This window comes from Herbaspirillum sp. 1130, assembly GCF_017833835.1.
GTDB classification, from domain to species: Bacteria; Pseudomonadota; Gammaproteobacteria; order Burkholderiales; family Burkholderiaceae_D; genus Herbaspirillum; species Herbaspirillum huttiense.
This window is the reverse complement of record NZ_JAFICQ010000001.1, coordinates 16,929-29,546: the sequence shown is the minus strand read 5'-3', so window position 1 is coordinate 29,546 and position 12,618 is coordinate 16,929. Positions and strand designations below refer to the sequence as shown.

General features: G+C 63.8%; 9 protein-coding genes and 2 pseudogenes. 5 read left to right on the top strand and 6 right to left on the bottom strand.

Translation table 11 applies throughout. From position 1 onward, the window contains the following. Positions 1-322: 322 nt before the first annotated feature. The 3 genes and pseudogenes from trxB (at position 323) to JOD78_RS00115 (ending at position 2,483) form a co-directional block, all read left to right on the top strand. Complete coding sequence (gene trxB, locus JOD78_RS00125; RefSeq protein WP_034331799.1) at positions 323-1,276, top strand: thioredoxin-disulfide reductase; 954 nt, start codon at positions 323-325, stop codon at positions 1,274-1,276. 144 nt (positions 1,277-1,420) lie between these two features. Further along, on the top strand, positions 1,421-1,762 hold the full coding sequence (locus JOD78_RS00120) for an I78 family peptidase inhibitor (protein ID WP_209569133.1): 342 nt from the start codon (positions 1,421-1,423) through the stop codon (positions 1,760-1,762). A gap of 67 nt (positions 1,763-1,829) precedes the next feature. Continuing rightward, a pseudogene (locus JOD78_RS00115) lies at positions 1,830-2,483 on the top strand (Smr/MutS family protein). An 8-nt stretch (positions 2,484-2,491) separates the two neighbouring features. On the opposite strand, the gene JOD78_RS00110 reads toward JOD78_RS00115, so the two are convergent. Both JOD78_RS00110 and JOD78_RS00105 read right to left on the bottom strand, forming a co-directional pair. Then, positions 2,492-3,817 carry a leucine-rich repeat-containing protein kinase family protein gene (locus tag JOD78_RS00110; RefSeq protein ID WP_209569135.1) on the bottom strand — a complete coding sequence of 442 codons (1,326 nt, stop codon included), beginning with the start codon at positions 3,815-3,817 and terminating at the stop codon, positions 2,492-2,494. A 58-nt stretch (positions 3,818-3,875) separates the two neighbouring features. Beyond that, positions 3,876-5,138, bottom strand: coding sequence for a PA0069 family radical SAM protein (locus tag JOD78_RS00105; RefSeq protein ID WP_209569137.1), 1,263 nt, complete (start codon positions 5,136-5,138; stop codon positions 3,876-3,878). Positions 5,139-5,325: 187 nt separating this feature from the next. On the opposite strand from JOD78_RS00105, the gene JOD78_RS00100 reads away from it, so the two are divergent. Then, positions 5,326-7,350, top strand: coding sequence for a sigma-54-dependent Fis family transcriptional regulator (locus JOD78_RS00100; RefSeq protein WP_209569139.1), 2,025 nt, complete (start codon positions 5,326-5,328; stop codon positions 7,348-7,350). Here JOD78_RS00100 and JOD78_RS00095 read toward each other — a convergent pair. The 4 genes from JOD78_RS00095 to JOD78_RS00080 all read right to left on the bottom strand — a co-directional run bounded on the left by JOD78_RS00095 (position 7,331) and on the right by JOD78_RS00080 (position 12,184). Beyond that, on the bottom strand, positions 7,331-7,711 hold the full coding sequence (locus JOD78_RS00095) for a DUF779 domain-containing protein (RefSeq protein WP_209569141.1): 381 nt from the start codon (positions 7,709-7,711) through the stop codon (positions 7,331-7,333). The two genes, JOD78_RS00100 and JOD78_RS00095, sit on opposite strands and share 20 nt — an antisense overlap. Before the next feature lie 112 nt (positions 7,712-7,823). Next, positions 7,824-9,344 carry an aldehyde dehydrogenase gene (gene adh, locus JOD78_RS00090; protein WP_121039464.1) on the bottom strand — a complete coding sequence of 507 codons (1,521 nt, stop codon included), beginning with the start codon at positions 9,342-9,344 and terminating at the stop codon, positions 7,824-7,826. A 263-nt stretch (positions 9,345-9,607) separates the two neighbouring features. Further along, on the bottom strand, positions 9,608-9,946 hold the full coding sequence (locus tag JOD78_RS00085) for a P-II family nitrogen regulator (RefSeq protein WP_006463535.1): 339 nt from the start codon (positions 9,944-9,946) through the stop codon (positions 9,608-9,610). Between the two features lie 180 nt (positions 9,947-10,126). After that, a complete protein-coding gene (locus tag JOD78_RS00080) occupies positions 10,127-12,184 on the bottom strand; it encodes an NAD(+) synthase (protein ID WP_209569143.1) in 2,058 nt (685 codons plus the stop codon). Between the two features lie 120 nt (positions 12,185-12,304). On the opposite strand from JOD78_RS00080, the pseudogene JOD78_RS00075 reads away from it, so the two are divergent. Further along, positions 12,305-12,565, top strand: a pseudogene (locus JOD78_RS00075) (peptidogalycan biosysnthesis protein); the annotation flags it as partial. Positions 12,566-12,618: the final 53 nt, after the last annotated feature.

Genomic DNA, 12,618 nt, shown 5'->3' with positions numbered 1-12,618 from the left:
GCGGGAAACCCGCTGCACTGACCTTGATTGACCGCTATCGTTCTGGGGGTGCTGTCATTTTGTTCATATTTTCGACAGCGTTGCTGCTACTGTCTGCCACGCCGGCGGCTATCACCGGCATAGCGTAATTCCATGAGCCCCGTTGAGGGCATGGACTATAATCTTACCCGTTTTGCAGCGCGGCAAACCGCAAACTTGTGCGCTGGCAACCGCCCCGCTTGTGCCGGCCGGTCTGGCTGAACTGCCTGACCGGCCGGGAATTGAAATCCCCGGGAGTCGCCTCATTTGCAGAAGCGATCCCACAACATTTGATGAGTAGCTTATGAGCACGCCCAAACATGCCAAGGTCCTGATTCTCGGCTCCGGCCCCGCCGGCTATAGCGCCGCCGTCTATGCCGCGCGCGCCAACCTGAACCCGGTGCTGATCACCGGCGTGGAGCAAGGCGGCCAGCTGATGACCACCACCGACGTCGAGAACTGGCCCGGCGACCCGCTGGGCGTGCAAGGCCCGGAACTGATGCAGCGCCTGCTGCAGCACGCCGAGCGTTTCAATACCGAGATCATCTTCGATCACATCCACACCACCAAGCTCTCCGAGCGCCCGTTCCGCCTGATCGGCGACAGCGGCGAGTACACGGCCGATGCCCTGATCATCGCCACCGGCGCCTCGGCCCAATACCTGGGCCTGCCCTCGGAACAGGCCTTCATGGGCCGTGGCGTGTCGGCTTGCGCCACCTGTGACGGTTTCTTCTACCGCGGCAAGGAAGTGGCCGTGGTCGGCGGCGGCAACACCGCCGTGGAAGAAGCGCTGTACCTCTCCAACATCGCCAGCAAGGTCACCATCGTGCACCGCCGCGACAAGTTCCGCGCCGAGCCCATCCTGATCGACCGCCTGCTGCACAAGGTCACCGAAGGCAAGATCGCCATCCAGTGGCATTCCACCCTGGATGAAGTGGTCGGCGACGACAGCGGCGTGACCGGCATCAAGATCAAGTCGACCCAGGACGGCGCCATCACCGAGATCCCGGTGCACGGCCTGTTCATCGCCATCGGCCACAAGCCCAACACCAGCATCTTCGACGGCCAGCTGGAGATGCAGAACGGCTACCTCAAGACCCGCACCGGCACCGAAGGCTTTGCCACCGCCACCAGCATCGACGGCGTCTTCGCCGCCGGCGACGTGCAGGATCACATCTACCGCCAGGCCATCACCAGCGCCGGTACGGGTTGCATGGCAGCACTGGATGCACAACGCTATCTGGAAGGCCTCGAATAAGCAGGTAAAGAGATGTAAAATGCTGCGCTGCGAGAACTCGCAACGCAACGGGCACTCCAAAAGCCGGTGACGAGTTGTCGTCCCGGCTTTTTTGTTTCACTCGAGCAATCCCATATCAGAATCATCAAGACCGAGGAAAGCATCGTGCCCTATTACTCATCCCCTTCCCGCGACGGTCGCCGCTCGCCGGTGCTCAAGGCCGTGCTGGCCACCATGAGCCTGGGTGCCGTGCTGGTCGCCTGCAGTGCTTCCCGCGAAACCCCGGTGGCCGACGCCACGGCCGGCCAATGCGATGCCTCGCGTGCCGATCACCTGATCGGCGAAAACTACAGCGGCTACGTGGAGCGCCAGGCACTGGCCGAATCCGGTGCCACCGACATCCGCGTGCTCAAGCCGGACGACGCCGCCACCATGGACTTCAACCCGCGCCGCCTCAATCTGCACGTCGATCCGGGCCTGGTGATCATCAAGGTGGCCTGCGGCTGAAGAGCTCGCCTGCTTCTGCTAAAGTAGTCACTTAGGGAACAAACCGCTACAGGGTTGGGTGGCTGTCATGGCGACAATGAAGGATTTCTCGGCGCTCCAGGGATTGCGCCGCGATCTGCAGGAACAGTAAAAAGCGCGCGCACTGGCCTTGGCCGAGCGCCAGCGCCAGGAAGCGGCAGCCCGCGAGGAAGCCAACATCTTCCGCAACAGCATAGGCCAGGTGGCGCCCTTGCGCCCGGAAGTGGTCGACAAGGCCCATTACCTGCCGGAACCTCCCCTCCCCATTCCCCGCCAGCACCTGGCCGATGAACAGGCCGCGCTGCTGGAGTCGCTCTCCGACGAGTTCACCGTCGACACGCTCATGGACAGCGACGAAAACCTCAGTTTCGCCCGCCCCGGCGTGGGCATGGATGTCTTGAGCAAGCTGCGGCGCGGCAACTGGGTGATCCAGGCCCAGCTGGACCTGCACGGCTATCGCCGCGACCAGGCGCGTGAGGCCTTGGGTGAATTCTTGCGCCAGTCACGCCGCCGCGGCCTGCGCTGCGTGCGGGTGATCCACGGCAAGGGACTCGGTTCGGTGAACAAGGAGCCCGTGCTCAAGCACAAGGTCCGCAACTGGCTGGCGCAGAAGGATGAAGTGATGGCCTTCTGCCAGGCGCGCGCAGCCGATGGCGGTGCGGGCGCGCTGGTGGTGCTGCTGCGTTCGAGCGAACGGGTCTGAACGCCGCTTCAGTCCGCAGTCAGATTGTCCAGCATGGCCACGATGGCCTCGAAATGCGGCCGGGCGGCAGCATCGGCGCTCAGGCAGGCCTGGCGCACCCCGGCCAGGGCCGCACGCTGCTTCTTGCCGGATTCATCTTCCGGCTGGGCATGCGCCAGCAACTCTTCCAGCAGACAGCCATAGGCCCGCACTTCCATGGCCTGCACGCCCCAGGCATGCGGCTGTTGGACATCGTAGAACCAGGCCGCGCCGAAATCGCCGAGCAGGGCTTCGCCATCCCGATGCAGGATGTTGTGACCGTAGAGGTCGCCATGCACGATGCCCTGCGCATGCATGTGGGCGGCTGCCGAGGCGATATCGCGTGCGATGGCGATCACTTGACGCCAGGCGAGCGTGAAGCCTTGCGCATACACATCGCGCGTACAGGATTGCAGGCTGGGCGGACCGGCCAGTACCTTGAAATCGGGATCGATCAGCGGCATCACCAGTCCTTGCACCGCTTGCGGATGACCTTGCAAGCGCCCCAGCACGGGAATGAGACCGCGATGGCTACCGGCCATGATGCAGGCCGCCATCTCGCGCTCGGGCAGGCCATCGCTGGTGACCGCGCCCTTGAAGAGCTTCACCGCCACAGGCTGCGACCTGTCTTCCACGGTCCAGCGGGCAGCGTGGATCACACCGGAGGCGCCTTCCCCCAGCTTTTCGCCCAAGGCCAGATCATCCCAGTCGATGGCCGCGACTTGCGCATTGCAATCCGCAGATTCTTCCACCGCTTCACACCAGGGATTGCCCGCCATGGCCAGCCAGCTCAGGCGCGGCAGCGTCAGCAGCCAATGCGGAAACGCCTCCAGCGCATTGGCCGACAGGCGCAGCAGTTCCAGGTTGCGGCAGGCCGCCAGTTCCGGCGGCAGCGCGCGCAGGCGGTTGCCAGCCAGCATCAGCTTCTGCAGGCGCAGGCACTGCCCGATGCTCGATGGCAGCTGTTCGATGCAGTTGTCGGTCAGCACCAGCCAGCGCAGCGTGGGTGGCAGCGATTCGGCAGGTACATGCTCGATCCGGTTGGCCTTGAAACCGATCATCTCCAGCGACGGGCAGCGGCCCAGTACGGCGGGCAATTCGGTGAAGGGATTGTCGGAACAGAAGACGATGCGCAGCCGGTGCAAACGCGGCAGGTCGTCGGGCAAGGCGGTCAGTTCGTTGCCGCTGAGGTCCAGAATCTCAAGGGTTTCAGCCAGGGTGAAGATTTCTGGCGGGAATTCGCGCAGGCCGCACGAGAGAGACAGGCGGGTAATGCCTTCCAGCGCGCCGCTGCGCAGTTGTTCCAGAGTGTGCATGCAAAGAAGTGAAGAAACGGACTAAAACGCGGATCTTACCAGCCGCCGGCCGTCTGCCTCAGAACAAATCCAGCTGGGCATCGCCCGCCGGGCGCCCCTGCCCCGCCGGCACCACCATGGGCCGCTTGAAGCGGCTGGCATCCAGGGTGGCAAAAGCCCGATTGCGATGATCGATGCCCAGGCGCCGGCTGGCCTTCTCGAAGCGCTGGTGCAGCAAATCGGCCCAGACGCCGGTGCCGCGCATGCGGGTGGCGAAATCGGCGTCGTAATCCTTGCCGCCACGCATGTCCTGGATGCGGTTCATCACCCGTGCCGCACGGTCGGGGAAATGCGCCTGCAGCCATTGGCGAAACAGCGGGCTGACTTCCCAGGGCAGCCGCAGCACGATGTAGCCCGCCTGGCGCGCCCCGGCCTCCACGGCCGCTTCCATGACGCGTTCCAGGTCCGGTTCGGTGACGAAGGGAATCACCGGCGCAATCGACACGCTCACCGGAATGCCCGCCTCGGCCAGCGTGCGGATCACCCGCAATCGCCGCGCCGGGCTGGCCGCGCGTGGTTCCAGCGTGCGCGCGATGGCCGCATCCAGCGTGGTGATCGTCACTGCAACGATGGCCTGCCCCTTGGCCGCCATGGGGGCCAGCAAGTCGATATCGCGCTCAACCAGCGAGGACTTGGTGATGAGCGCCACCGGGTTCTCGCAATCGTGCAGGATCTGCAGGATGCGCCGGGTCAGCCGGCGTTCGCGCTCGATGGGCTGGTAGGCGTCGGTATTGATGCCCACCGTGATGGTGTCGGGTTCATAGGACGGCTTGGCCAGTTCGCGCAGCAGCACCTCGGGGGCATTGCGCTTGGCCACCAGCCGGCTTTCGAAATCCAGCCCCGGGGACAGGCCCAAATAGCTGTGAGAAGGCCGCGCGAAGCAGTAAATGCAGCCGTGCTCGCAGCCCCGGTAGGGATTGAGCGAAAGCGAAAACGGCAAATCCGGCGAGCTGTTGCGGGTGATGATGGATCGGGCGTCTTCCTCGGTGACGATGGTCTTCAGGCGGGGTGGCTCATCCTCCTCCGGGCTCTCAGCCGCCTGCGGCCGGGCCTCGGCTAAACGGACGGACTGCCAGCCATCATCGAACTCTTCCCGCGCCACCGATTCATAGCGGCCGCGCAGGTTGGTGACCGCGCCCCGGCCCTTCTGGGCGGTCTGATCGCGATGGATGAAGGTTTCTGGCGTCAGGGTCGCGTCGTCCTCGCCGGAGGCGGCCGACCTGGTCGGCTGCTCTGGAAAAGGCCGGGCAATGCCCTGCGGAAATTTAGGGAAGGAAGCCACGTAAAGCTCATCAATACTGTATTTATATACAGTATTTTGCCTTCACTTCGCACGCGCTGCAAATGCTGTTTCAATTTGTCCGGCTGCCACATTAATCGGTTATGCTTGTTCACCCTCAGCTTCCCATCAGAGAAGAAAGCCGACACAAGGGGGAACAAGGACCGCCAGAGGTCCCAAGGAGACAAGGATGCAATACCAGGCAAACCGGCCCGGTGCCGGTGCATTGCTGGGCGCTTCGCCCCTGGTGCAGGCCAGCGCCGATGGCGTGCCGGATCTGCAGGCCATCGAACGCTCGCACCAGCGCAGCTCGTCCTACGGCATCACGCGCGGCCAGCGGCCCGACCTGGATTCACTCTCGCGCGCCGACCTGGCCCAGACGCTGGAAGCCAACCAGGCCCTCTCCGGCCATGCCCGCCCGGTCATGGAAACCCTCTACGACCAGATCCGCAATACCCACAGCATGGTCATCCTCTCGGACGCCGAAGGCACCATCCTGCATACGCTGGGCGACAGCGATTTCCTGGCCAAGGCCGACCGTGTGTCCCTCGGGCCCGGTGGACGCTGGTCCGAACAATTGCGCGGCACCAATGCCATCGGTACGGCGCTCTTCGAGCAGAAGCCCACCACCGTGCACGCCCAGCAGCACTACCTGGATGCCAACCGCTTCCTGACCTGTTCGGCCGCCCCCATCTTCGACCATCGCGGCCAAGTGCTGGGAGTGCTGGATGTCTCGGGCGAATGCGGCAGCTTCCACAAGCACACCATGGCCCTGGTGCGGATGTCGGCGCAGATGATTGAAAACCACCTGCTGGCCGGCAGCTTCCCCGATTGCATCACCCTGCACTTCCACAGTCGCTCCGAATTCGTGGGTACGCTGGTCGAAGGCATCGTCAGCTTCACGCCCGGCGGGCGTTTCCTGGCGGCCAACCGCAGTGCGCAGTTCCAGCTGGGGCTGACACTCGCGGCGCTGCAGTCGCATACCTTTGCGTCGCTCTTCGGGGTGCCGCTGTCGCTGCTGTTCGAACACCATCGCAAGGCCGCCTCGGGCTTGCTGGAGCTGTGCCTGCACAACGGCATCCGCATCCATGGCCGCGCCGAACTGCGGCTGCGCGACCAGCATTTCCAGAATGCGCGGGAAGCCGTGATCGAGGCACCGGAAGTACTGCCCGCCAGCCCATCTGCTCGCCCGGCCCCACCTGTGCGCCCCCATCCGGGCCAGCCGCGCGGCGGACTGCAAGCCCTCGATACCGGGGACGCCCGCATGAGCGCCATCATCGCCAAGTTGCGCAAGGTGATCGACCGCGACATCCCGGTCCTCATCACCGGCGAAACCGGCACCGGCAAGGAGTGGCTGGCCCAGGCCATCCACCGCGAAAGCGCGCGCTTCCACACCACGCAAACCCGGGGCGGCGCCGCGCCCTTCGTGGCCGTGAATTGCTCGGCCATTCCCGAGAACCTGATCGAGGCCGAACTCTTCGGTTATGAAGACGGCGCCTTCACCGGCGCCCGCCGCAAAGGCGCACTGGGCAAGATCGCGCAAGCCCAGGGCGGCACTCTCTTCCTCGATGAAATCGGCGACATGCCGCTGGCCCTGCAGGGCCGCCTGCTGCGCGTGCTGCAGGAACGCGCTGTGACGCCGCTGGGCAGCCAGCGCGTGATTCCGGTGGACTTCGCTCTGGTATGCGCCACCAACCAGCCCTTGCGCGAGATGGCGGCGCGCCATGCCTTCCGTGAAGACCTGTACTACCGCATCAACGGCTTGCAGGTAAAACTGCCCGCCTTGCGCGAGCGCAGCGACCTGGGCGCCCTGATCGACCGCATCGTGGAGCAGGAAGGCGGCCGTCACGCGCCGCGCTTCGATGCCAAGGCCCTGGCATTGCTGCAATCCAGCCGCTGGCCGGGCAACCTGCGGCAACTGTCCAACCTGATCCGCACCGCCCTGGCCATGGCCGATGGCGAGGCCTGGATAGGGGTGGAACACCTGCCAGATGACTTTCTGGACGAGGCAGCGCCGCTGCAGGCGGCTTGCGGCATGCCGGCCCCGGCAGCGCATGAAGAAACGGACGAAAAACCGCTCTCCATGCACGACAGCGAATGGGCCGCCATCGAGCGCGCCCTGCGCACCCATGACGGCAACGTCAGCGCCGCCGCCAAGGCGCTGGGGGTGTCGCGCAATACGCTCTATCGCCGCTTCAAGTCGCGCGGGCACTGAGCGGGGCAAGCGCGTCGTATTCCTCATCGGTAAAGAGCCGCGAGCGCGTCAGGAAGCGCTTGCCGCTGCCGTTCTCCAGCGAGAACATGCCGCCGTTGCCGCTGACTACGTCGATGATGAGTTGCGTGTGTTTCCAGTATTCGAACTGGTCGGCGCCGATGTAGAACGGCACGCCATCGATCTCCCCGAGATGCACGTCGGTATCGCCCAGCGTGAAGTCGCCGGCGGGATAGCACATCGGCGCACTGCCATCGCAGCAGCCACCGGATTGAAAAAAGATCAGCTCGCCATGCCGCGCCTTCAACTGGCGCAGCAACTCCACCGTGGCCTCGGTGGCCGTCACCCTGGGCAATGCATTCATTCGCCGCTCTCCTGTTGAGTCTGGATCTGCCAATAAAAGCGGCACCGGCCGCGCGAGTTGCGGACCGGTGCCGAAGCTGCCTTGCTGCAAGGAGTCAAACGAAATTACGTGATCAGAAGAAGCCCAGCGCCTTGGGGCTGTAGCTGACCAGCAGGTTCTTGGTCTGCTGGTAGTGGTCCAGCATCATCTTGTGGTTCTCGCGGCCGATGCCGGATTGCTTGTAGCCACCGAAGGCCGCATGCGCCGGATACAGGTGATAGCAGTTGGTCCACACGCGGCCGGCCTGGATTTCGCGGCCCATGCGGAAGGCACGGGTGCCATCGCGGGTCCACAGGCCAGCACCCAGGCCGTACAAGGTGTCATTGGCGATGGCCAGGGCTTCTTCCTCATCCTTGAAGGTGGTCACCGACACCACGGGGCCGAAGATTTCTTCCTGGAAGATGCGCATCTTGTTGTTGCCCTGGAAGACGGTCGGCTTGACGTAGTAACCGGTGGCCAGGTCGCCGCCCAGTTCTTCACGTCCGCCGCCGGCCAGCACCTTGGCGCCTTCCTGCTTGCCGATGTCGATGTAGGAGAGGATTTTTTCCAACTGCTCCTGCGAGGCCTGCGCGCCGATCATGGTGCTCTTGTCCAGCGGGTTGCCCTGTTTGATGGCGGCCACGCGCTTCAAGGCACGTTCGATGAAGCGCTCATAGATCGATTCCTGCACCAGCACGCGCGAGGGGCAGGTGCAGACCTCGCCCTGGTTCAGCGCAAACATGGCGAAGCCTTCCAGGGCCTTGTCGAAGAATTCGTCGTCCTTGTCCAGCACGTCGGCGAAGAAGATGTTGGGCGACTTGCCGCCCAGCTCCAGGGTCACCGGGATCAGGTTCTGCGAGGCGTACTGCATGATCAGGCGGCCGGTAGTGGTCTCGCCGGTGAAGGCGATCTTGGCGATGCGCTTGTTGGAGGCCAGCGGCTTGCCGGCTTCCACACCGAAGCCCTGCACGATGTTGACCACGCCCGGCGGGATCAGGTCGGCGATCAGTTCGATCAGGACCATGATGGAAGCCGGCGTCTGCTCGGCCGGTTTCAGGACCACGCAGTTGCCGGCGGCCAGCGCCGGAGCGAGCTTCCACACCGCCATCAGGATGGGGAAGTTCCACGGGATGATCTGGCCGACCACGCCCAGCGGTTCATGGAAGTGATAGGCGTAGGTGTCGCTGTCGATGGTGCAGATGCTGCCTTCCTGAGTGCGCACGGCGGCGGCGAAATAGCGGAAGTGGTCGATGGCCAACGGGATGTCGGCGGCCATGGTTTCGCGGATGGGCTTGCCGTTGTCCAGGGTTTCGGCGGTGGCCAGCAATTCCAGGTTGGCTTCCATGCGGTCGGCGATCTTGAGCAGCACGTTGGCGCGCTCGGCGGGGGAAGTCTTGCCCCAGCTCTTCTTGGCGGCGTGGGCGGCGTCCAGCGCCAGTTCCACGTCTTCGGCGCTGGAACGCGCCACTTCACAGAAGGCGCGGCCGATCACCGGGCTGATGTTCTCGAAGTATTCGCCCTTGACCGGCGGCACGAATTTGCCACCGATGAAGTTGTCGTAACGTTGCTTGAAGGGATCGCGTACGCCGAGTTTGCTGATGTCTGCCAGGTTCATGTCGTCTCCGTTCGGGTTATGGTTGAAATCCCGCCGCGATCATGGCCGCAGCGGACGTTCACCCCTCAAGATGGCAAATCGCATGCCAGCCTGCAAACCCGCTCTGCAAGCGGCTCTTGCGCCAGCGCCAGTGTCACGCTGTGTCAATCTGGCGCAGCCTGGGACAGCGTGCAGCAACAGCCTGCCACACCCTGAGCGCTTTTCTGAGGACGTAAAAAAACCGGCCAGCGGCCGGTCTTTCGCGATGCGCGGAGATCTGTGGATCAGACGGCATCCGGGCCGGTTTCGCCGGTACGGATACGGATCACCTGCTCCACTTCCTGCACGAAGATCTTGCCGTCGCCGATCTTGCCGGTGCGGGCGGCCTTGATGATGGCGTCCACGGCCTGCTCGACCACCTTGTCGTCCACCACGACCTCGATCTTGACCTTGGGCAGGAAGTCGACCACGTATTCGGCACCGCGATAGAGTTCGGTGTGGCCCTTCTGCCGTCCGAAGCCCTTCACTTCGGTGACCGTCAGGCCCGTGACGCCGACTTCGGCGAGGGATTCACGCACCTCGTCCAGCTTGAACGGTTTGATGATGGCGGTCACTTGTTTCATGGCAATTCCTCTCTTGGTATGTCGTAAAGAAACGATCTCAACGATCTATTGAATAGCGGATACAACCTTTGTTCTTATTTTACTGGCAAGACCGTGGCGTCCTGCCCACTTGCACATTGTCAATCAGGCGTGCCCGGCTTTCAACCTTCTTGAGCCAGCCGGGCCATAAAAAGCCGTTTTTCAGGTCTCCAGATCGGGAATGCGCTCCAGATCCTGCAGCCAGACGGTGGCCTCGCCATCGCTGGGTGCGCGCCAGTCGCCACGCGGCGAGAGCGAGCCGCCCGAACCGACCTTGGGGGCATTGGGCACGCAGGAGCGCTTGAACTGGCTGGTCTTGAAGAACCGATAGACGAAAATGCCCAGGTTTTTCTTGATCTGCGGCAAGGTGTACTGGTTGCGCGCCCCGTGCAGGCCATCCGGCCAGTGGCCGATGCTGCGGTCCTGCCACGCACTGTGCGCCAGGAAGGCCACCTTCGCCGGCGTGAAGCCATAGCGCAAGATGTAGTAGAGATTGAAATCCTGCAGCTCGTAAGGGCCGATGAAATCCTGCGTGCGCTGGCCCGGTTCGCCGTCGGAGGCGCCCGGCACCAGTTCCGGACTGATTTCGGTTTCGAGGATGTGGATCAGCACTTCCGGCTGCTTCAGTTCCAGCGAACCGGATTCCGCCACCCAGCGCACCAGGTGGGTGATGAGGGTCTTGGGTACGCTGGCGTTGACGTTGTAGTGCGACATGTGGTCGCCCACGCCATAGGTGCACCAGCCCAGCGCCAGTTCGGACAGGTCGCCGGTCCCGATGACGATGGCACCGTGATGATTGGCCAGGCGGAACAGGTGATTGGTGCGCTCGCCGGCCTGCACGTTCTCGAAGGTGATGTCATAGACCGGCTCGCCGCGTGAATACGGGTGATCCAGGTCCTTCAGCATCTGTTCGCAGCTGGGGCGGATATCGATCTCCTGCGCCGAACACCCCACTTGCGCCATCAGCTGATGCGCCTGCACCAGCGTGCGGCTGCTGGTGGCGAAGCCCGGCATGGTATAGGCCAGGATGTTGGCGCGCGGCAGGCCCAGCTTGTCCATGGCCTTGGCGCAGACCAGCAGCGCATGGGTCGAATCGAGGCCGCCGGAGACACCGATGACGACCTTCTTGATATTCGAGGAAGACAGGCGCTGCACCAGGGCCTGCACCTGGATGTTGTAGACCTCGCGGCAGCGCAGTTCGCGCTGTTCGGCGTTGGCCGGCACATAGGGGAAGCGCGCGACCCGGCGCTGCAGCGGCAAATCCTGGTCCAGCGGCACCTGCACGTCGAAGCGCACCACTTCAAAGCGGCGCACTTCTTCCGCATGGCGGCGCACCGACTGGCCAAACGTGGTCTGGTGGAAGCGCTCGCGCGAGAGGCGTTCCAGGTCGATGTCGGCATAGATCACGTGACCGCCTTCGGCGAAGCGCTCGGACTCGGCCAGCAGTTCACCGTTCTCGCAGATCAGGGCCTGGCCATCCCAGGCCAGGTCGGTGGTGGACTCGCCATTGCCCGCCGACGAATACAGATAGGCCGCCAGGCAGCGCGCCGATTGCTGCGACACCAGCTGATGGCGGTAACCCGACTTGCCGACCACGATGTTGGAGGCCGACAGGTTCACCAGCACGGTGGCACCGGCCAGCGCGGCGAAGGAGGACGGCGGGATCGGTACCCAGACGTCTTCGCAGATCTCGATATGGAAACGGAAGTCGGGGATATTGCCGATCTCGAACAGCAGATGGCTGCCGAAGTCCACGTCCTGGCCCAGCAGGCGGGTGCGGCGGGTGACGGCGCAATCGGCGCTGCTGAACTGGCGCGCTTCGTAGAATTCGCTGTAGTTGGGCAGGTAGCTCTTGGGCACCACGCCCAGGATGCGGCCGGCATGCACGACCACCGCGCAGTTGTAGAGCTGGTGATCGACCTTCAGCGGCAGGCCGACGATGAGTGCCGGGGCGATGCGCAGGGAAGCTTGCAGCACCGATTGCAATGCCTGCAGGGAAGCCTCCAGCAAGGCACGTTGCTGGAACAGGTCTTCGCAGCTGTAGGCCGACAGGCCCAGTTCGGGGAAGGAAACCAGGGCCGCGCCACGGGCGGCGGCCTGTTCGGCCAAGGCGATGGTGCGCTCGGCGTTGAAGGCGGGATCGGCCACCTTGCAGTCCGGCACCGCTACGGCGATGCGTGCGAAACCGTGGTTGTAGAGATTGAAGAAGGGGCTAGGCATAGCGTGTGTTGGACTCCGTGCACTTCGCCATGGCGGCGACGCGTTCTGTTCATTTTGCGTAGAATGCCTGTTCCAGCGGGGCCGAGGGCCGCGCCAACTTTCGCAGGTCACTCGCAGTCCATGGATTATCGCACGCGAATCGTTTCTTCTCTGGCCGAGATCGGCCCGGCCCGCTGGGACGCGCTGGTCGCCGCCCAGGCCGAGGGCAATCCCTTCCTTTCGTACGCCTTCCTGCATGCGCTGCATGAGAGCGGCAGCGCCAGTCCCGAGTCCGGCTGGGAGCCGCATTACCTGACGCTGTGGCAGGGTGAGGGCCAACAAGAGCAACTGGTGGCCGCCCTGCCCCTGTACCGCAAGTTTCACTCGTATGGCGAATACATCGTTTTATGTATGCTATCAATAAATGTACGAGTTAATATCAATGATCCTTAAAC